At 34.8% G+C, this 20,065-nt stretch carries 17 protein-coding genes, 3 pseudogenes and 1 other annotated feature; of the genes and pseudogenes, 7 read left to right on the plus strand and 13 right to left on the minus strand.

The features are described from left to right. Positions 1 to 6: 6 nt before the first annotated feature. The gene (pulA, locus tag CP357_RS04460; protein WP_098036640.1) at positions 7 to 4,368 is read right to left on the minus strand and encodes a type I pullulanase; all 4,362 of its coding nucleotides are present in this window, start codon (positions 4,366 to 4,368) and stop codon (positions 7 to 9) included. Positions 4,369 to 4,647: 279 nt separating this feature from the next. Here pulA and CP357_RS10310 point away from each other — a divergent pair. From CP357_RS10310 to CP357_RS04475, 3 genes and pseudogenes are all read left to right on the plus strand, one after another. Then, positions 4,648 to 5,802, plus strand: a pseudogene (locus CP357_RS10310) (NlpC/P60 family protein). A gap of 8 nt (positions 5,803 to 5,810) precedes the next feature. Beyond that, entirely contained in the window at positions 5,811 to 6,176 is a 366-nt protein-coding gene (locus CP357_RS10490) for a hypothetical protein (RefSeq protein WP_233187204.1), read from the plus strand. 30 nt (positions 6,177 to 6,206) lie between these two features. Beyond that, positions 6,207 to 6,671, plus strand: a complete 465-nt coding sequence (locus CP357_RS04475; RefSeq protein ID WP_255404977.1) for a C39 family peptidase — start codon at positions 6,207 to 6,209, stop codon at positions 6,669 to 6,671. Positions 6,672 to 7,200: 529 nt separating this feature from the next. On the opposite strand, the gene CP357_RS10220 is transcribed toward CP357_RS04475, so the two are convergent. After that, a complete protein-coding gene (locus CP357_RS10220; protein ID WP_158227257.1) occupies positions 7,201 to 7,374 on the minus strand; it encodes a hypothetical protein in 174 nt (57 codons plus the stop codon). 147 nt (positions 7,375 to 7,521) lie between these two features. Between CP357_RS10220 and CP357_RS04485 the strand changes: the two genes are divergently transcribed. Further along, a complete protein-coding gene (locus CP357_RS04485; protein ID WP_098036643.1) occupies positions 7,522 to 7,734 on the plus strand; it encodes a hypothetical protein in 213 nt (70 codons plus the stop codon). A gap of 72 nt (positions 7,735 to 7,806) precedes the next feature. Here CP357_RS04485 and CP357_RS04490 read toward each other — a convergent pair whose 3' ends face one another. The 3 genes and pseudogenes from CP357_RS04490 to CP357_RS04500 form a co-directional block, all read right to left on the minus strand. After that, complete coding sequence (locus CP357_RS04490; protein WP_233187206.1) at positions 7,807 to 8,259, minus strand: HIRAN domain-containing protein; 453 nt, start codon at positions 8,257 to 8,259, stop codon at positions 7,807 to 7,809. 12 nt (positions 8,260 to 8,271) lie between these two features. Further along, positions 8,272 to 8,757, minus strand: a pseudogene (locus CP357_RS04495) (ABC transporter substrate-binding protein); the annotation flags it as partial. 71 nt (positions 8,758 to 8,828) lie between these two features. Beyond that, positions 8,829 to 10,010, minus strand: coding sequence for an SLAP domain-containing protein (locus CP357_RS04500; protein WP_025005389.1), 1,182 nt, complete (start codon positions 10,008 to 10,010; stop codon positions 8,829 to 8,831). Positions 10,011 to 10,407: 397 nt separating this feature from the next. Here CP357_RS04500 and CP357_RS04505 point away from each other — a divergent pair, with 397 nt between their 5' ends. After that, entirely contained in the window at positions 10,408 to 10,914 is a 507-nt protein-coding gene (locus tag CP357_RS04505) for a hypothetical protein (RefSeq protein ID WP_025005384.1), read from the plus strand. 48 nt (positions 10,915 to 10,962) lie between these two features. Here the strand turns inward: CP357_RS04505 and CP357_RS04510 are convergent, their stop codons facing one another. After that, positions 10,963 to 11,361 carry a hypothetical protein gene (locus CP357_RS04510; protein ID WP_087176460.1) on the minus strand — a complete coding sequence of 133 codons (399 nt, stop codon included), beginning with the start codon at positions 11,359 to 11,361 and terminating at the stop codon, positions 10,963 to 10,965. Between the two features lie 119 nt (positions 11,362 to 11,480). Then, positions 11,481 to 11,727 (plus strand) — a binding site (T-box leader). A 195-nt stretch (positions 11,728 to 11,922) separates the two neighbouring features. Between CP357_RS04510 and CP357_RS04515 the strand changes: the two genes are divergently transcribed. Together CP357_RS04515 and CP357_RS04520 are read left to right on the plus strand one after the other, a co-directional pair. Further along, the gene (locus CP357_RS04515) at positions 11,923 to 13,023 is read left to right on the plus strand and encodes a vitamin B12 independent methionine synthase (RefSeq protein ID WP_098036645.1); all 1,101 of its coding nucleotides are present in this window, start codon (positions 11,923 to 11,925) and stop codon (positions 13,021 to 13,023) included. Between the two features lie 57 nt (positions 13,024 to 13,080). Continuing rightward, entirely contained in the window at positions 13,081 to 13,557 is a 477-nt protein-coding gene (locus CP357_RS04520; protein ID WP_087363379.1) for an S-ribosylhomocysteine lyase, read from the plus strand. 147 nt (positions 13,558 to 13,704) lie between these two features. Here the strand turns inward: CP357_RS04520 and yjeM are convergent. The 7 genes and pseudogenes from yjeM to CP357_RS04550 all read right to left on the minus strand — a co-directional run bounded on the left by yjeM (position 13,705) and on the right by CP357_RS04550 (position 20,011). Beyond that, positions 13,705 to 15,201 (minus strand): annotated as a pseudogene (yjeM, locus tag CP357_RS04525) (glutamate/gamma-aminobutyrate family transporter YjeM). 83 nt (positions 15,202 to 15,284) lie between these two features. Next, positions 15,285 to 15,911 (minus strand): hypothetical protein, encoded by a 627-nt coding sequence (locus CP357_RS10495; protein WP_233187207.1) that lies wholly within the window; start codon positions 15,909 to 15,911, stop codon positions 15,285 to 15,287. Continuing rightward, positions 15,866 to 16,786 (minus strand): SH3-like domain-containing protein, encoded by a 921-nt coding sequence (locus CP357_RS10500; protein ID WP_233187208.1) that lies wholly within the window; start codon positions 16,784 to 16,786, stop codon positions 15,866 to 15,868. Before CP357_RS10500 ends, CP357_RS10495 begins: the two co-directional genes overlap by 46 nt. Before the next feature lie 119 nt (positions 16,787 to 16,905). Further along, on the minus strand, positions 16,906 to 17,670 hold the full coding sequence (locus CP357_RS04535; RefSeq protein ID WP_098036646.1) for a hypothetical protein: 765 nt from the start codon (positions 17,668 to 17,670) through the stop codon (positions 16,906 to 16,908). Positions 17,671 to 17,755: 85 nt separating this feature from the next. Further along, positions 17,756 to 18,460, minus strand: coding sequence for an aldo/keto reductase (locus CP357_RS04540; protein ID WP_087363385.1), 705 nt, complete (start codon positions 18,458 to 18,460; stop codon positions 17,756 to 17,758). A gap of 12 nt (positions 18,461 to 18,472) precedes the next feature. Then, positions 18,473 to 18,880 carry an OsmC family protein gene (locus CP357_RS04545; RefSeq protein WP_098036647.1) on the minus strand — a complete coding sequence of 136 codons (408 nt, stop codon included), beginning with the start codon at positions 18,878 to 18,880 and terminating at the stop codon, positions 18,473 to 18,475. Positions 18,881 to 18,898: 18 nt separating this feature from the next. Beyond that, the gene (locus tag CP357_RS04550) at positions 18,899 to 20,011 is read right to left on the minus strand and encodes an MFS transporter (RefSeq protein WP_098036648.1); all 1,113 of its coding nucleotides are present in this window, start codon (positions 20,009 to 20,011) and stop codon (positions 18,899 to 18,901) included. Positions 20,012 to 20,065: the final 54 nt, after the last annotated feature.

The raw sequence follows: 20,065 nt of genomic DNA on the forward strand, positions 1-20,065 counted from the left end.
GTTGTCTTATTCAGAAAGTTTGTCAACATTTCTTACTTTAATATATTTATTTTTACCAATACGATAGAACTTCTTTCCTCTAATAGTTACTACATGTCCTTCACTCATAATAAAGACTGTAGATTGCTTTCTTAATAAGATATGATCTTTATTTGCCTTAACACGTCTACCTTCTTTGTTATAGACAAATGAATTATGTTTTAGAATTCCCTTCAATCCAGTATTTACAGCCTTAATAAATTTGTTATGGCCAATTTGATAAAACTTCTTACCATTGATAGTAATTAGTCTACCACTATATCTTACTTTAACAAATCGATCATTCTTAAGTACAAGCTTTTTACCATTCTCAGTTACAATATTGCCATTAATATCATAAACATATGCATTATGTACTAATAACTTAGTAATATCCTTAAGAATATTGGCTACCTTAACATATTGATTTTCACCAATACGATAGAATTCTTTATTCTTAATGGTTGTTGTTTGACCGTTATCAAGAATCTTTACGGAACTTCCCTTTATTAAATCAATATTTGATCCGTCAGTCTTCTTCACTACATCACCATTTGAATCATAAACATATGCATTATGTGTCAATTCAATTGTATCGGCACTAACTTCTGTCGAAGTATTAACATTTGAAGGATTTTGAACAGGTTGAGTTTCATCCTGGTTTCCAATATTTGTTGTTGGAGTTTCATTTACCCCTTCTACAACTAAAGTGCTCAACGGCATCAAAGTTGTATTTTGACCTAAAGATACTTTTCCATCACTATCAAGTAATTTATGATAACCGGTTAAGTCGATTCCCTTTAAAGCAGCATCCTTATTATTAACATTAAAGATGATATATATCTTCTTGCCATTTTCTTTATACTCAAAGGCAAAAATCCCATCTTTACCTGCATTTATGGCTTTAACATTTTGATTAATTTGATCATAGTTATTTAAATGTAAAGCAGAAAGTTTTTTACGTAAATCTGTTAATTGCTTAAAGTAATTTACTGTATCTTTATTTGCACCAATTCGATCCCAATCAATTTGATTAATTCTAATTGATGAATTATAAGAATTGTTATTACCAGCCTTAGTTCTAAGTCCTTCTTGACCTGAATGGAAAAACGGAATTCCTTCTGCAAACATTACCATTGAATCGGCTAATCTAATGCGTTTAGCTATATTAGCGTCTGATTCATTTGGCATTCTCTTTTTAATGTAGTCATACAATGTATAACCATCGTGACAGGAAACATAGTTAATCATTTGACTTGGCTTTACGTATGGGTGAGTTTCCCAAGCATCATATTTTAACTTTTGTCCACCTAAGAAACTATCCACAAATTTTTTAGCATTGTTAGCATAATTTGATTCATGCCCATTACCAATTACTAAGCCAGCATTACCATTTACAGGATCATCGTCACCTTTAACTGTATTTCTAATATCATCACTAAAGAAGCCTACATCTGGTACTTTTGGAGCATTAGGTTGACTTGTACCTACTTCTTTACAGTATGGATTCATATCCCAGCCTTCACCATAAGTTATTATTCCGGGATCAATTTTATCTAAAGCTGCTCTGACAGCATTCATAGTATCAGTATCAAGTAACGACATAATATCAAAGCGGAAACCATCCACTTTATATTGCTTAGCCCAATACGTTACTGAGTCAACAATGTATTTACGAACCATTTTTCCCGTACTACGAATATCATTACCGCATCCACTAATGCCAGTTGGATTATTGTCTTTATCATAGTGGAAATAGTATCCAGGAACCGTTAATTCAAAGGCTTGTTTCTTTGGATCAAACACGTGATTGTAAACCACATCCATTACTACTCTAATCCCTGCTTTATGAAGTCCATTAATCATTTCCTTCATTTCTTTAATTCTAGCAGTCGGATTCTTTGGATCACTTGAATATGAACCTTCTGGTACATCATAATTCTTAGGATCATAACCCCAGTTATACTGATCAGCTAATGGTTTTGTTTCATCTACACTTGCATAATCAAATGATGGCATAATTTGAACGTGCGTAATTCCAAGTGCCTTAAGGTAAGCTAGACCTGTTACTTGTCCAGTTGGTGTTTTACCTGATTCAATCATGCCTAAATATTTACCTTTATCCTTAATTCCTGAATTAGGGTCACTTGAAAAATCACGAATAGAAGTTTCATAAATAATTGCTTGAGTTGGACTCGAGAATTCGGGCATTCTATTAAAGTTATTAGGCTTTATATTGTCATAATCTTCAATTACTGTACGGTCGCCATTAACAGTTACAGCTTTAGAATATGGATCATCGGTTTGCGTCTTAAGACCATTACCAAAAGTTAAACTATAGTCATATGCTTTACCTTTCATATCACCTTCTAGGACACTAGACCAGACACCTTTATCTCCACGTTTCATAATAATGGTTTTAGCAGGTTGAGCATCATTATCTAATGAATCATAGATATTCAATACTACACTTTTGGCAGTTGGAGACCATAATTTAATAGTTGTTTGCTTCTTATCATAAGTAACACCTAAATCATTACCATCATAACCATATTTATCATCAAAAGCCTTTGAACGAACGTAACTACCAAGATCAATAGCTTTGTAATTACCTTTTAATCCAATTTGATTATTATCAAGAATATCTAAATCTTGAGTAGTTGTAATTTCAAACTTCTTACTTCTACCATTACTATCTGGATCAACAGCGGTTATCTTTGCAATTGAATTATTATCATTAAGCGTTAAATCAGCTTTAGCCTCATCAGCGCTCATCTTCTTACCAGTTTCAATAGCTACTGTATTAGGAGAAGTCATCGAAGCAGAAGTTACACTTTGTTGAGCTAAGGCAAAACTTTCAGTATAGTAAGCTGTATAGTCTTTATTAACCAAATAAATATTAGTTGGCTTAGTACCTGATAATAGAGTAAAGCTTCTAGCTGCAGTATCTGAACCTACTGGTGCTACAAATACCTGTTTAAATTTCTTATCGGTTAAAGTAATATTACCAGTATGATTCTTATCAAGCGTTACTGTTTGTGCCTTATCCTTATTATCATCAGTCCATACTTTTATTTGTTTAACATCATTATTATTGTAATAATGAACAGTTACATTTCCGCCGTTAAATACTGGGGTTACCTTTTGCTGATCATCGCTCTTTTCTTTATACCATACTTCTGCCTTACCATTATCATCAACGGTAATAGCTCTATCTTGACCGGAGCCATCTTTACTCCAATCATTAACACCTTTTATTAAAGCACCAATTTGTTGGTAATTATTGTCTAAAGTGATATTAGCGTAATAACCATAGTCATCCTTGCCATCCCACTTATATTGAGTACCACTACTATTTGGCTTCTTTCCCCAAATATATGGTACCCACTTTGTACCATCACCATTAAAGTGAATAGTTACATCAGTAGTATTACTAATAACATGTTGGTTAGGTTTTTGTGTTTGTTTTTTAGGTATTGGCGCAAAGCTCTTAGAATAATAAGCTTTTGAGTCATTATTGACTACATAAATATCTGCAGTTTCACTACCCGGCATTGGTTTAAAAGTTCTAGGAATTTTATCAGCTTCTACTGGTTCAACATAGATTTCATGGAAACCTATTTTAGTATCAGTAAAGTTAAAATCTGCTTCATTATTTTTATCTAAACTTGTAGTTTGTTTTGTGTTATCAGTATCAGTCCAATAATTAATATTCTTTACCTGATTATCTGATTTTTTATCTTCATAATAATGTAATTTGATATTTGCATGGTCATAGGTAGGTGTTACTTTTTGCTGATCATCACTCTTTGCTTTATACCATACTTCTGCTCTACCATTATCAGGTACAGTCACAGTACGATCATTGCCACTGCCATCTTTACCCCAATTTTTATCCTTTATTAAAAGACCAAGTTTTTTATAATTACCATCTAAAGTAATTGAAGCATATTTACCATATGAATCCTCACCGGTCCATTCATATTCTTGACCATTACTACCAGGATCAGCTCCCCAAATATAAGGTTTCCAGGTGTCTCCATCACCTTGATAATGCACAATTACCTTAGTTTCTGGTTTATCTTCCGTAGAATTTGTCTGATTTTCAGTTTGAGTTACTGGTGTAGCTGTTTGTGCTGTTGGTAAAGCTTTCGATTCCTCTTTATCAGCTTGATTTAAGTTAGAAGTTGTGGTTTGAGTAGCCTTGCTAATTTGTTGACTAGTTGGCTCTTCGGTTGTTGTTTCAGCTTGTACATTGTTAGTTGTTGTATTTGCACCTAACCACAAGCCTAAAATAGCCGAACTACAAATAAAAACTGACTTCCCTAAATTATAATGATACCTATTCATTTCTAAACCTCATTTTTAAATCTGAATAATTTTAGCAACACGTCCATTCTAAGTGTAAGCGATTACATTTACAATATGTATTAATTTTTTTGTTATCGTTAACATGGCTATTGCCTATACATTTTTTGCTTTAGTTCACAAAATAATAATTACTTTTGAATAAAAACATAATATGCTACAAATTATTACTGAATAAATCTATTCCAACTTTTTAATTCTTCCTTTCTATTTAAAAATTTTTAAAACGCGAGTAAAATAGCAAATGAATTCCCAAAAATTATGGAGGAGAAATATATGTTGAAAAATACAAAGTGGACTACAGCAATCGTGGCAGTTTTGCTTGGTACAGGACTTGTTTCTACAAAACACGTTCAAGCTGATACTGTTAGCGATGCTCAATCAAATACTCAAGTAGTACAGAACTCTAATCAGTCTCAAAGCTCTGCTACAGAAAAGAAAGCTTCGACTTTCAATAAAAGCGACTATCTTTCATCTAATCCTAAGATCATTCGCTTAAAGCAAAATACTACTATTTATAAGGATGCCGCTTTAACTCAAGTTGATCATCAAGCCAAAAAGGGATATCACTATTTAACTAGTAAGTTAGTCATCCCCGCTGATAACGCTCCAGTTTTAAAGTTAAATAACGGCAAGTACATCAGCGCTAAAAAAACATTGATAGCTAAAGTTAAGGCTTACCAAAATCCTAAGGGCTATCACCAAGTTCATTACACACAAATCAGGCCATACGGTCACGTTGGCTATAACCTTTACCGCGGATACGAAGGTATTAAAACTTAGAAAGTAATGCACCGCATGGGTACTTGGTATGGTAAGAATTACTACAACCAAGCTACTTACAATGCAGTTAAGAACTTCCAACGTCGTCATGGCTTAAAGGTAACTGGTAATGTTAACCTTAAGACTTGGCAAAAGATGGGCTTTTCTAAAAAGTCTTGGTACGGAATCGACAGCTACGCTGCTCTATTAAAGGCTAAGGCTTGGCAAGGAAGAAAAGCTCACATCGAAGCAATGATTAACCAAGCTTACAAATACATGGGTAAGCCATGGCTTGCAGGTTGTTCTTCAAGTCCAGCTTATGGTGTAGACTGCTCTGGTTTAGTAATGCAAGGTCTTTACGCTGGTGGTATCAGTCCTGTTCCTACTAGTTCAATTGGTCACGCCCACCCAGGCAATGAATGGAATTCACGTAACCTTTGGGCAGATAAGCACCTCAAGCGTGTTGCATACTCTCAAAAAAGACGTGGTGACTTAGTATTCTACTACCAACCAGGTACACACGCTATTTGGCACGTTGCTATTTACTTAGGTAACAACCGCGTTATCGAAAGTTGGCCACCACGCGTAATGGTTGCACCAATTACAAACAGCCAACGTAACGTTATCGCAGGAATCAAGCGTCCATTCATCTAAGGTAAATTATGAAAGGCAAAATTTTATTCATTAGTGTTATTTCCTGCTTCTTGCTCACTGGCTTTTCTACTACAGTTAAAGCTGATGAAACTGATCAATCTCGGGCTAGCCAGACGAATACTCCAGCTAAAAACAATAGCGGCTGGAAAGTAACTAACGGCAATACCTACTACCTAAAAAATGGCGCAGCAATCAAAGGCCTAAAAAAGATTAATGGTTACTGGTACCTATTTAACAAAAACGGCGCAATGCTTAAAAATGTGCGTAAAGTTCCTCACACCAAGCATTACAGCTATTTTGATCAATTAGGTAGACGCCGCATGAAGAATACTGCAGCTAAAAAGGTATATTACTGGATCAACAAAAAAGGATAAATTACAGGCATCAAAAATAATGCCAAAGTAATTTGTCAACGACCACAAATGCCTACTGGTTGTGAAATTACTGCGGTAACTATGATGCTTAACTTTGCTGGTAAAAAAGTAAGCAAGTATCAAGCTGCAAAGATTATGTCATGTAGTTCCAATCCAAATAAAGGCTTTGTGGGTTCACCTTATAAAAAATTCCCACTAGGATTTTGGGTTGCACCCGGCGGCGTTAAGCCAGTTGTTCAACACTATTTAGGTAAGCCACAAATTATGACTAAGTGCAGCATTAATGCAATTAAGCAAAAGTTATTGCGGTCTCACCTAGTAGTTGTTTGGGTTGGTATGTTTGATGGTATTTCTAATCATGCTATCACTCTTACTGGTTATCACGGCAATACTCTTTACTACAATGATCCATGGACCGGTACCAAGCGCAAGATCAGCGTAGCCAAGTTCAAAATTCACTGGGCTTTAGATGGTCATCGCGCTATTAGTTATTAATATGAATTTAAATAGGGATGCAAAAATGTATCCCTATTTAATTTGTAATTTTCTATTCTAAGATCAAGTATTATAATATTCCCAGAATGAAATCTTACTAACGGGAGAAATTTAATTTGTACATATATTATCAAATTGGAATATTTGTCGGTTTAGTGTTTGTGGCGCTTGCTATCAATATTTTTCGTCAAGCGCATAAAAGTGGCTATCCATCGAATTTAGTCAACTGCATATTTTCAATCACTATTTCAACAGCTGGAATATGCATCATCGTTGCTAGCTTAGCCGCAATTCAACCACACAATTGGTATACTAGTAGCTTACTTTGGAAAATGTTAATTGCCGGATAGTAAAAATGGCCCAATACCAATCAAGGGATTGAGTCATTTTTTGGTTTATTCCACTTTGCCTACATAGATTCTCAAAATCTTACGATTCAAAAATCGATCTTTTTGCTCGATTTTTTTCATTTTCTCTGCTAGTCCTGGTTTAATTTGATCTAGATCACTTTTATCAAGCGGCTTTTTACTTATAAATGATGACTCTGCCACTCATTATTGTCTTCACTATTTTCACTCCAAGCAAGTTCAATTCTTTCTTGAGTATTATCTGCAAAATACAAAGTGACATCGATGATATCATCATGATCACACAGACGCTTGCCTACCGGCTCATCGAAATTAGTAAAAAACTGATTTGCCAATTTATAATCTAATCAAAAAATTATCATCAATTTTATGCTTTTCACTATTATATTTTAACCAATTTCAATTAGAGTACTACAATATAGGTGAAAAATGAAATAACAGCCAAGTTACTCGCAACTTCGACTAATAGAAAGGAAGATTTCATGAGATATCTATCAAGAAATCAAGCAGAACAATGGCTGAATCAACATACGCTTTGTGGTAAAAAGAGAAAGATGTTTACCAACAAATTTATGAAGAGATTAAGCAAATCATATCGCTTAGTTCCCGATAAAAATACTTTATTTGGTAAGAAGTATAGTTTATTGGAATTAAAAGAATATGCACACGATGTAAATCCTCGTTCATTTGCTTAATATCAAAAATATAAAACAAAAACTACTGATAATTTTCGTTAAAAACGTTGATCTATCAGTAGTTTTTATTTTTTATGCGCGCATATAAACTTTCACAATTAGGTACAGGCTCTTACCATCCCAATGAAAGGTCTTAGTTTTACCGAATAATAAATTTCCTTCATCCATCAAACGGCTCAAGATTAGATTGTTGTTTCTTGGCAAATAACCCAGCTTCAATCCACTTGTAGTATATACGCTAATCGCATGTTCATCATATTGGTTATTGGGCTCACGCATCAAAACTAATGGATCATCTTCATGGAGTTTTGGCACCACGTGATCTGCTAAATTAAGATATTGACTACCGGCCAGTTCACAACCATACAGAAAAACATCCCGTGCATTGCTAGAATTGCTGTATTGCAGACGTTTGAGCTCATCTACTTGCGTTTGCAATTTTTCTACTTGATCAAGTAAATCTTCGAAAATATCTTGTGGTGGAATGTGAATTGTTTCATCAGAATCATGAAATTGCATGATCATTAGTCCTTTCTAATTTTCCTTAGTTACGAATCTTGAGTCATTCATCGGATTGTTCTCACTGTACATCCCTCTTAGTGATGGTTCAGTTAACAATGACCAAGCAGCCCTGAACATATCAATATTTTTATCGTCATGGTCAAGTTTATCATAGACATAATTAAATTCCATTAATCTACCACCGGTTAAGCTAACATTCAAACCGATTTTATGCCATTGTTGGATGTAATTTTGTACGATTGACTCTTGGACAGCTAAACCACTCATTGTATCCAAGTGAATCTTAAGTGACTTGCCATTGAGAGTTAACTACGTCAGCAATATCAAACTTGTGACTCTTGATAGCTTGTGAAGCTGAATTAGTTGAAACCACTTGGGCGATAATCTTGTTTAGCTTAGGTGTGCCTCTCCAATAATATTTGTTAGGTACCCAAGTTACTGATTGACCTCTAACCACCTGCTTACCTTATATGGTCCAAAAAACATTGGATTCTTTCTGATATACATTGTCATTTTATACTTTTTTTCAAGCAAAAAACGCTATCCAAATTGAATAGCGTTTTTACTAATAATTAATCTGATTCTTCAGCAGCACGTGTTGCAGCAGTTTCAATAGTCTTAATAGGATTCAATCTTACACGGAAATTAAAGTTGCCTACATAAGCGTCGTCTTCAAAGCCGTACTCACTGTAATCACCCCAAGAAACATAGTTAGATGTTCCCTTGATTCTGTAGAAAAGTTGTGCAATATCGCCACTACCAAGGATAACTGGATCTAATGCTCTAATCTTTTGGCCCTTCTTAACAGATTGTTTTGTCTTTTTTAATTTTGAATTATAGATAAACAAGTCCATTTGAGGAACAATTGTAGTTGCACCACCATCACGAAATACAGGATTACCGTTAATGCGTCCAACGTTTATCGCCTTGATATAAGCACCCTTACCGATATAGTAGTAATCTTGGCCCTTAATCTTATAATTCTTAACTGCATATGACTTACTACCACTCAAATTTGTATAGTAGTAATCATCAGACTTGGTCTTAGCGCGACGCTTGCCTGCGTAATTTACAATTGAATATTTAGGCAATACACGCTGACCATTAAAGCTAATACGTTGACCCTTCTTATTATAAATAGCAGTATTGGTATTTAATTTCAAAACGCCTTTACCATTCATGGTATTAACGTTATTTGACTTAACATAAATTCCGCTACCTAAATTGAAATATGAATCAGGGTAAGTAACCCAGCTCTTACCAACATATTTAATTTTGCTGCCTTTAGTTAAATAAGCTTTGCGACCACGATAAGTTGATAGCCGTTGACCTTTACTGTTGTAAACATATGCATTTTTAATCAAGCCAATTTCATTGCTATTCCAGTTATAGCTACCAACTGCTTTCATATTAATGTAACCACCATCACCTAAATCGGCATAAGTGTTGCCTTTAATAATACTCTGCGGCATCCCGTTAAGATAAATAAAGGCATTAACTTTAGGTCCTTGAATTATAGTTGGTTGACCATAAAAACGAATTGGCTTGTTAAAGTTAATCTCATTTTTATTAGCTATACTTTTACCGTTTTTATTATATAACATTGGTTGAGAATAGCTTTTAACGAACGTAATCTTATTTTTTAAGGTACTTGCTTGAACTATGCTAGAGTTTTGGCTTTGTCCTGTTAAAGCTGCAGGGACCATAAGCGCAGCTCCTGCCACAATACTCAATGCAATTCTTTTTAATTTCATAATAAACCTCCCTTATATTATTCTTTCACTATTTTGAACGTAATTAAGTAAAATTTCACTTAATATATATCAGATTTGATATCGTCATCTTTACCGTTTGAGCTTCTCGCAATACTACTATCACGCCAAAAGCTTTTCTCACCTTATATCTCTCACTTTAATAGTAGCCTGATATTTAATAGGTTTTAAATGTGCTAATTCGTTTTTTTAAAGGATTTTTAATTTTAAATCCGGGCTAAAATATTTATTATAACTACACTTATTATATCCTAATAACACTATTTTTTTAACAGAAGGAATTTTTCTAGAAAAATTTAGCAAAACCAGTTCCAATATTTAAAAAAATAACTATAATATCATGTTAGATAATTAATGTAGAAGAGGTGAATATTTTATCATGAAGAATTACACCATTGATCACGATATGTATTTAATGAATTACAAAAATGGTGACGTTTTAAAAGTAACTGTCAATAAAGAAGACTCAGTTAAAAATTTACAACTATATCGGCAAGATGGTCTTGGCAATTATTATCTTGATAAAAATTCACGGCTGAAAAAACAAGATAATTTGACCACTAAGAAAGATATTGTCAAAGCAAGTAAGAAGATTGGTGGTCACAATACTCATCATATTGATAAATGGCATCATCAAGTTGTTCCTATCTATAATGCTCAACACCAAATTACGGGCTTCAAGCCGAAGTTAGCCCTTGAGCACCATGCTAGAATTCAAAATGCCAAAAGATATTTGCGCCATTTAGATCATCATCATGCAATCTACTTGTCTACTACCAGCAGAAATACCTTGCTCAAGCCAATAAATTACCTTAAAGATGCAATTTATGCAGACCGTAACAAGGAAATGGTTTTAGCACATAAGATTCACAAATTAAGTCGATAAATTTAAAAGCTCCAAAAGTTAAATGCTTTTGGAGTTTTTTTACTTAACTTATTCCTCGCCAAACCATGCTTCTACTCTTGCTGCAACGTTAAATGGCAACGAATCAGCTAAAAAGGAACACAACAACCATTTTTGGAAATATTCACTGCTTTCATGATCATGAATATCAAATGCATCATTTTTGAAATTCTTAATATTGCCATATTCTACTTGAATAGGCACGTATACTTTATCGTATTCCACATTATAATTTTCATCCACTTCATCAACCAGTCTATATCCCTTAGGACAATTATGAAAAATCACCTGGTCAGAATTTAAATCTAAATTCTTTTCTGCAATAACTGCATCTTGATGTACTTGAGTAAATTTTTGCGTGTTGGCAGCTATTTCTTTGCCACTGACTACTTTATTCAAATCAGCATTTACATAGAAAACTTTAGTCATTTTTTCTCTCCTATTCTTCTTGTTACTAACCACATATTATCTGTCTTATTTTCTAAAATCAATCAAAGTTTTTCTTGACAGCAATTTTCATTCGGCGTATTATAATGGCAATTAAATTAATAAAAGCTTAGAAAAGATGAGTAATTGCTTAAAATTTCTAACAGAGAGTCGGATTAGGTGAAAGCCGATGCAATGGCAAGCAATGAATATGGTCTTGGAGCTAAATTAAAATGCGAGCATTAAGTAAGCAAATTACGAGTGACGATCGTTACCCCGTCTGAGTCTTCCCTATTGGGAGTACTTATTGAGGAATTGGCTGTGAAGTTAATTTAAACATGGGTGGTAACACGCTTGAGCGTCCCTAGCATGAAATATGCTAGAGGCGCTTTTTATTTTGCTTATTTAATCAAAGGAGGAATCAATCATGAAAAAAGCAATTACAATTACTAATTCAAAAATTATTATCAATAAAAAAGTATTTGAACGAATGTGTCTCCTTGTATGGTTGATTTTTATTATTTGCGGACTGTTGATTGTTGAATAATTACAAGGAGAAAAAGTATGACTAACTTAACTCATTATGATATTGTAGGAAGTTTTTTACGACCAAAAGAATTAAAAAAAGCAAGAAAGAAATTTAATGAAGGAAATATTTCTCAAGCAGAATTAACGCATGTCGAAAATCAGGCAATTGATCAATTATTTCAAAAAGAAGAAAGTCTAGACCTAAAATTTGTGACCGATGGAGAATTTCGTCGCAGCTGGTGGCATCTAGATTTTCTCTGGAACTTAAATGGCGTTGCTAAATATAACTATCATGAAAGCTACAAGTTTCACGGTGCTAAAACTAGAACTGATAATGTCGAACTAGCTGGCAAAGTTACCTATAATCCCGATCATCCATTTTTTGAAGCCTTTAAATTTGTCCAAAAACATGCGAACGTGCAGATAAAGCAAACTATTCCCTCACCTACTCTGCTTTTTAGAGATAATCGATCGGACAATTGGAACAAATTTTATGATAATCGACAGGATTATCTGGATGATCTAGCTACTGCTTATCATCAAACTATTCAACATTTCTATGATCTAGGTTGTCGCTATTTACAACTTGATGATACAACTTGGGCATTTTTAATCAGCAAACTTAATGAAACTATAGATAATCCTACAGAGCATACTAAATATACAAAATTAGCTGAAGATTCAGTTTATGTAATTAATCATACTATAGAAAACTTGCCTGGGGATCTTACGATTGCAACTCATATTTGCCGCGGTAACTTTAAGTCCACTTTTCTTTTTTCAGGTGGCTACGAAGCAGTTGCCTCATACCTGGCACAACTAAACTATGATCGTTTCTTTTTAGAATATGACAGCAAGCGGGCTGGTGATTTGGCACCTATTAAAACTATTTGGAACAACCGACCAAATGTCACAATTGTTCTTGGCCTCGTCACTTCAAAGTCAGGAAAACTAGAGGAAAAAGAAGATTTAATCAAACGAATTAACGAAGCAGCTGAACTAGTTCCTTTAACCAATTTGGCACTCAGTACTCAATGTGGTTTTGCTTCAACCGAAGAAGGAAATATTTTAACTACTGACGACCAATGGAACAAAATCAAATTAGTAGTTGATACTGCCAAGCAAGTTTGGGTTTAAAATTCGTAATTCAAGTTAAAATGAAATTAAGTAATTTTTTAAACAAGGAGAAAAATTATGGGAAAAGTAGAAAGCTTTGAATTAGATCATACTAAAGTTAAAGCACCTTATGTACGCTTAATCACTGTTGAAGAAGGTGCAAAAGGCGATAAAATTAGTAACTTTGATTTACGTTTAGTTCAACCAAACAAGAATGCTATTCCAACTGGCGGTTTACACACCATTGAACACTTATTAGCCGGCCTTTTACGTGATCGTATTGATGGCTACATTGATTGCTCACCATTTGGTTGCCGGACCGGATTTCACCTTTTAGTTTGGGGTACCCCATCAACCGCCGAAGTTGCTAAGGCCTTGAAAGAATCATTAGAAGAAATTCGTGATAACATCAAATGGGAAGATGTACCAGGTACAACCATTGAATCTTGTGGTAACTACCGAGATCACTCATTATTTTCAGCTAAGCAATGGTCAAGAGACATTTTGGCTGAAGGTATTTCAGATGATCCATTTGAACGTCATGTAGTGGAATAATCAACTTGAGAAGATCTGCAAGGATCTTCGTTTTTTGTTCTCGCGTTATTCACGCGAAAAAAGCGAAAGTTTGCGAGAGTAACGAGAATAAAAAATACTAGCCTCAAGATTACCTACAATACCATAATCTTAGACTAGTATTTTATTTTATAAATTTACTTTTTCTTTATGTTCGCGGTATGCATAATATATCCAAGCGACAACACCAAATGCTACCGGACCAATTGCTGTCCAGAATGAAGTTTGATAATCACCTGTAAATAAAGGCTCGATACAAGTAAAGACAATACCGATAGCTACAACCAACCAAACTACAATTGTCGTAGCCCAAACTTTTTTCTTACCTTCGATAAAGACAAATGGTCGATCTAAATCTTTCTTAGCCTTAAAGAATGGATATGCAGCAATTAAGAACAAGTATGGTGCAGATGATGATACGTTCATCATATCCATCAAGATGGTATAGAACTGATCTGCAGCATTACCACCGAATGAAATAAACAAGATAATTACACTAACGATAATTGCTTGTACCCACATTGAACGTTCAGGCATATTATGCTTGTTCAATTGCACCAACTTTTTAGGCAAAAGGCGTGGATCACAACCTTCAATAAATGACTTAATTGGTGAGTAAACCATCAAGAAAGCTGCAGCAACACCTGATAAAACATCGGCAATACCTGCAAAGTGTGAAAATGCGGAACCAATTGCCAAAGATGCAGATTCTGAAAGTCCTAAGCTGTGACCAGTAACCACACCCAAATTATTAATCAAAACGTATTCCACATTAGCCAAATCAACGCCCTTGACACCGAGTTCTTTATTCCAGTTAACAGCCACACCACACATGAAGATGTTAACCACATAAAGTGCAGTCATCATCACCATGGCAATGATTAAACCTTTTGGATAAGTCTTTTCTGGTTTATCAACAGAATCAATTACCCCTGAGGTTGTTTCCAAACCGCCATAAGCAAACAATGCATAGACGATAAATGAAACAACCGCAATTGGTGATTGGAATGATGGATTAGGTGAATGTACCAAATTTTGTGCAGTAACTGGTTCAGCTAATTGTCCATGATTCAAAATGAATACAAACAATGAAACAACAGTAAAGCCAATAGCAATTGCCAAAGTAAAGATCCCACCAATATTATTGATCGTCTTTATTTTATCAATTCCCTTTGCTGCACAAAAAGTTACTACAGCTAAGAAAATAACTTCCAAAATCCCCAATAATTGAGTCGAAGATAGAGCCCCTAGATGCCAGCTTTGCGTTGTATCATGACCAAATACGGCCGTTGAGACAGATACTAAGAAGAACTGCGTGGATGAAACTAGCCACACAACCCAGGCTGAAAGCCAAATGAACGTTCCGATAAATGCTACTTTTTCATTAGTTGATCCTTCAAGCCAAGAAAAGATTCCTCCTTTTATTCCTTTAAATGCAGCACCATATTCCGCAAAAATTAATGCAGATGGCAAAAAGAATAAAATGGCAGTCACAATATACCAGATAATACTTGCCTACCCCATCTGATAAAAGGCTGTTAGCGAATTACTAAATCCAAAAATAGAAGAGAAAATCATCAAAACTAAGCTTCCTAGCTTAATCTTGACGTGATTATCTTGCTCCATAAATAAAAAACAACTCCTTTTTTAAACAAACATTTACTATTATGAACTTTTATAAATGTAAATTCAAAAGAAGCTGTTATATCCTATTTAATTTTTTGACGTAATAATTCTGGTCTTTGTGCTAATTCCGCATATAAGTACGAATCATTGACACAAATCCCCTCAAATTCGCGACCGGTATGAAAATGTCCACTAGTTAGTACTTTACCAGCACGATTTGTTTTAAATAAATAATCATTGAAGGCAAGATAAATTTGCTTTCTCTTTTTATCACATGCGATACCTTGTACTGGCGAATTATTACGCATAAATTCACCTTTAGTTGCACCGATCTCAACGGGATGCCAACTGTTGCCGCGGCGAGTTACCTCCCAATATTCGAAGCGGTGCTCGGTTGCACTATGATAGACTGCAATAAATTTTTTATCATTTACAAAGACAGCGTTATGAACATAGCGACCATCCTTAGCTGATTTATTCCAAATCTTGAAAGTCCAAATTCGTTTAATTCGCAAATCTTTTTTACTAATTTGCATAATTTCTTCAGACTGAGCGCTATGACGAAGCAAATGGTCATTAGCAATTGCATAAATATACTTATCTGTAGCACCAAATGCTTGACCATGCCCTAACTTAATATTAGGACTAACTTTGACCTCGGAAGCTAATCGCGTGAATTCTGCCCAAGGAAGCCATGGCAACTTTTGCATAACATAGCGATTAGGTCGTGATTAAACTTATAGACCACAATATGTGCACGCGTATTATGTGGTGATTCATACATCGTCGCATACATTGAACCATTCGAAATAGTTACACCTTCAGACACAGAACCTACCATCCCAATTTTTTCGCCATCTTGGCTTAAAGTTGCAGGTTGATAGAAATATGTCTTTAATCTAAAAGGCTTGCTTTTTAAAACGTGTGGCTTGGTTTCTGGTGCATAACTTGCTCCTTTGCCCCAATTGCCAGAAGTTTTGTAATGCTTAAACCAGCTGCTTGCAGCTTTTCCCGCTTGCTCCGTTTTATTGGCCTTAGCAACGCCTTCATGAGCATTACTTCTTACCTCAACTACTGTATGTGCACGAGCTTTACCATAAGAAAACTTTATTTTATGCTTACCAGCATTGTTAGATAACACTTCATCTTGCGATGCCTTAACTTTATCAGGATCTATCACGGCTCCTGTTGAGTCTGTAGCGAAGTTAATTGCATCCCTTGCAGGAAAAATATAATGTGAATTCTTAACTAAACTAACATTTTTGGCAACATCAATTTTATCTCTCAAGAAAGCCCGTTGATTAAGCCAGCCAGCTTTGTGACCATCAATCCAAACGTAATAATACTTTGACTTTCCTACTTTTCTTACGGCATTCGCTTGAAAATTGCCATATTTAAAGGTACGTGCCAGACCCATACTTCCTGCTGGACCCTTACGCGTTAATTTTTGATAAATTCGATAATTACTATTTTCATTAATCATCTTGGGTTGAAATGAACCTAAACTTTTAGCTAAAACCGTTCTTGGTTTAACTAAAAAAATCATCATTAAACTCATAATGATGAATACTTTTAATTTCTTCATTAAATATCCCTCCACTAATAATCCCAGTTATCTATTTTAAGAAAATAATTTCATTAATCAATACAAAAAAGCCAAGATTCATGAACGAATCTCGACTTCTTGTTATTTTGCGTTTAATTCTAGTTTTCTTCAAGCAAGTTCTTAAGTTCATCTGATAACTTAACTGGTGCATATTTAGCACTAACTAACTTAACATCACTTTGCTTTACATAGCGCTTTTTGCCAATGTAAACATATCTAGTTTTACCATGCTTAACGATCATTGATGACTTAAATTTCTTGCCCTTCTTGATCTTCTTCTTAGAAGCTTTGAAGTAAATCTTCTTGGACTTCTTAGTCTTCTTGTAAGCGTAGTAAATCTTTGCGCCCTTCTTTGACTTAGGAGTTATAACGATGTACTTTAAATCTCTGTTATTAAAGGCATCTTGAATAGTCTTAACATCTGCAGTTCTTTGCTTTACAGCGTCATCAAAAGTTGGAACAGTACCACTTACTGTTACTTCTGTTTCTGGAACAAATAATTGAACATCCTTACCATTAACATTCATAGTTCCTTCAATGGCATATACTTTATTCTTCCCTGAAGTTGGAACTATGTAAGTAAGTTGAATTGCTTGACCTTTTGTATAACCAATAGTAACTGGTTTAAGTGTCTTACCATCATCACCGATAGTATACAAAGTAGGGTTAGTATTCTTAATAGTAGCAGTTACTGTCCTATATTTAACAGTCATCGTACCTTTTTTAGCTTGTGAATTGGTACTTGCAGTTTGAGTTGTATCAGCGGCATGTGCAGTTTGACTTAATACAGCACCGCTACCAGCTAAGCTAGTTGAAAGCATCACAGCTGCAACTAATGAAGTAAATAATTTTTTAGTTTTCATATTAATCTCCTAACTTAAACTCTTATAGTTTCATTATAACATTCATTATTATTCATCAAAATACAAATCCAACTATATTTACATCTTAATTACTAGCAAATAATTGTCCGATTATTTCCATATCTTCTGCTTGAATTTTAATATCTGCTTTAGGTTGTTCCTTCATCGCATCTGCTTCAATCAATGGAATAATTCTCTTTTGGTTAAAGTAACTAATAACCAAGTCTATGACACTAACTTTATATTTAGTTGCGATTTCTGCTAAAGCATCAATATCTTCTCTAATCGAAATCTCAACTTGCATTTTATGCTCACGAGCTAGATTAATTAATACTGGATCTTCGTAGTTTAATTGCATTACTACTGGCTTAACTTTTTCTTTAAGCAATTCACCTAAACTATCAGTAGTTGCGTCGGCAACGCCTAAACACTTAACCCAGCCTTTACACTTCGCTTCTTCCAATTCATGCCAAATTTCCTGATTACGTTTTTGATCATCACTCAATTTTAATAAGCAAAGATCGGGACGGCTGCTAATTAAATTAGCCCTAACTGTAGCAAAATAATTGCGTAATTCCTCACGGGTCTTTACATCCTCTGAAATCACAGTTTCCATAAAGAGCTGTGGTAGCGTTTTTCGCATGTGCATTTTTTGATCAGCAGTCTGTTCAATCAATCGAAATCCTGCTGCAACGGCTTCATTAAGAGTTTGATCATTATCAACCTGCACACCAACTTTAGGTATTAAGCTACCATCATTTAGTACAATTGCTTCATCAAAAATTGACATCAAAATTCATCCCTATCCCAGCTCAACATAAATCTTAATTGCTTCTTTAAGGGTTTGATATACCGTAGATACGTGCAAGCTATGGGCTAAAAATTCTTCTTTTTCAGCTCTAGTCATATCTGAATCAAAGAAAACCTTAATCTTCATTTCAGTAACCACAGATTTGCCATGGTCTAATTTTTCTGTTTTAGCTTGATTTTCAATACGAAGATTTTTAATACCAAGATGATGGATTTCATTAATCATCCCTGCCGATATTTCAATGCAAGAATTAACGCTGCCGCACAAATATTCAACTGGATTAGGTCCTGCATTGTACTTGTCATCACTTACATCACAAATAAAGCTATGGTCACGAGCATCACTCTTAATCTGCCATTCTGTATCTTCAAGTTTAGATTTTACTAAATAGTCACTCATAATATTTCCCTTTCTCTGTTAATGGTGATCAATTGCTCCATTAAGTCGCTTGCGCCAAATAAAGTAAACTACTAACATCAGGGGCACCAATACCAAATCAACCCAATAAAAATATTTAACCGGCAATATGCTGTCAACTACCCCACTAATCATTGGGCCAAAGGACATTGCAACGTCCAATCCCAGGTAAAAAGTAGAACTAGCTAAACCTTGCTCCTCAATTGGGGCAAGCAATAATGCAGTAGATTGCAAAACGGAATAAATAATACCATAGCCCAGCGCCATTCCAGCGGCAGCTAAGGCCATTTGCCAGTTATTATTCATCACTGCCAATAAAAAGATATAAGCTGCAGTAGATACCAGACTAAGCCAGAACCACACACCAAAACGAACAGTATCAAAATACCGCTTTAAACCTATTCTGATTACTAATAAGACTAACGCATAAATCAAAAAGTAACTACCAACAGCGACAGTTAAATGACGCTGTTCAACATAAGTCACAATATCAGCCTGCGTAATAAAATAAGGCATTCCAAACAACGTGGTTAAAATTGCGACTGGCAAAACGTTCATCTGTATAATCTTAAAGTGCTTTTTCTGCGTCTGTCCTTTTTTCTTAAGTGGCAAAGCATGATTGCCAACAAACTGAATCGCCACAATCATCAAAAAGGCCGCAATCGCTGCAGCAATTAAACTTTCACGATAACCAATTTTTTGATAAATATTAATTGAAAGCGCTGGTGCTAATGCCATAGCTAGTGCATTCATTAAACCGTAAAAGCCCATCGCTTCACCTACGTGTTGACGCGGTACTAAAAATGCTAGCCAGGTTGTCATGCAAACAGTACACAGAACATAGCCCGTTCCGTTGATTAGTCTAAATAATAACAACAGTCCACTTGATGGCGTAAAAATATAGCCTAACACGCCAATCAAGATCAAAACACCGCCAATTAAAGACAAACGATACTTTGAAAATTTATCAGTTAAGTTACCTGCAACAGGGCGTAAAAACATGGCAGCTATACTCATAATCCCAACAATCACGCCGGCAAAGGCACTGCTGGCTCCTAATTTTTTAGCGTACCCATTAATCAGTGGGTTAACAAACATCGTGCTAAACATAATAGAGTAGAGGGAGTTTAATTCTCGCCCCTCTCATTGCACCGGACGTACGGTTCC

This window comes from Lactobacillus sp. UMNPBX6 (assembly GCF_002553975.1).
Classification (GTDB): domain Bacteria; phylum Bacillota; class Bacilli; order Lactobacillales; family Lactobacillaceae; genus Lactobacillus; species Lactobacillus gallinarum.

What these genes read in the sequence shown, in the direction of transcription:
- pulA (WP_098036640.1), bottom strand. Translation starts at nt 4,368, where the DNA reads ATGAATAGGTATCATTATAATTTAGGGAAGTCAGTTTTTATTTGTAGT.
- CP357_RS10490 (WP_233187204.1), top strand. Translation starts at nt 5,811, where the DNA reads ATGAAAGGCAAAATTTTATTCATTAGTGTTATTTCCTGCTTCTTGCTC.
- CP357_RS04485 (WP_098036643.1), top strand. Translation starts at nt 7,522, where the DNA reads ATGAGATATCTATCAAGAAATCAAGCAGAACAATGGCTGAATCAACAT.
- CP357_RS04490 (WP_233187206.1), bottom strand. Translation starts at nt 8,259, where the DNA reads ATGATCATGCAATTTCATGATTCTGATGAAACAATTCACATTCCACCA.
- CP357_RS04500 (WP_025005389.1), bottom strand. Translation starts at nt 10,010, where the DNA reads ATGAAATTAAAAAGAATTGCATTGAGTATTGTGGCAGGAGCTGCGCTT.
- CP357_RS04505 (WP_025005384.1), top strand. Translation starts at nt 10,408, where the DNA reads ATGAAGAATTACACCATTGATCACGATATGTATTTAATGAATTACAAA.
- CP357_RS04510 (WP_087176460.1), bottom strand. Translation starts at nt 11,361, where the DNA reads ATGACTAAAGTTTTCTATGTAAATGCTGATTTGAATAAAGTAGTCAGT.
- CP357_RS04515 (WP_098036645.1), top strand. Translation starts at nt 11,923, where the DNA reads ATGACTAACTTAACTCATTATGATATTGTAGGAAGTTTTTTACGACCA.
- CP357_RS04520 (WP_087363379.1), top strand. Translation starts at nt 13,081, where the DNA reads ATGGGAAAAGTAGAAAGCTTTGAATTAGATCATACTAAAGTTAAAGCA.
- CP357_RS10495 (WP_233187207.1), bottom strand. Translation starts at nt 15,911, where the DNA reads ATGCAAAAGTTGCCATGGCTTCCTTGGGCAGAATTCACGCGATTAGCT.
- CP357_RS10500 (WP_233187208.1), bottom strand. Translation starts at nt 16,786, where the DNA reads ATGAAGAAATTAAAAGTATTCATCATTATGAGTTTAATGATGATTTTT.
- CP357_RS04535 (WP_098036646.1), bottom strand. Translation starts at nt 17,670, where the DNA reads ATGAAAACTAAAAAATTATTTACTTCATTAGTTGCAGCTGTGATGCTT.
- CP357_RS04540 (WP_087363385.1), bottom strand. Translation starts at nt 18,460, where the DNA reads ATGTCAATTTTTGATGAAGCAATTGTACTAAATGATGGTAGCTTAATA.
- CP357_RS04545 (WP_098036647.1), bottom strand. Translation starts at nt 18,880, where the DNA reads ATGAGTGACTATTTAGTAAAATCTAAACTTGAAGATACAGAATGGCAG.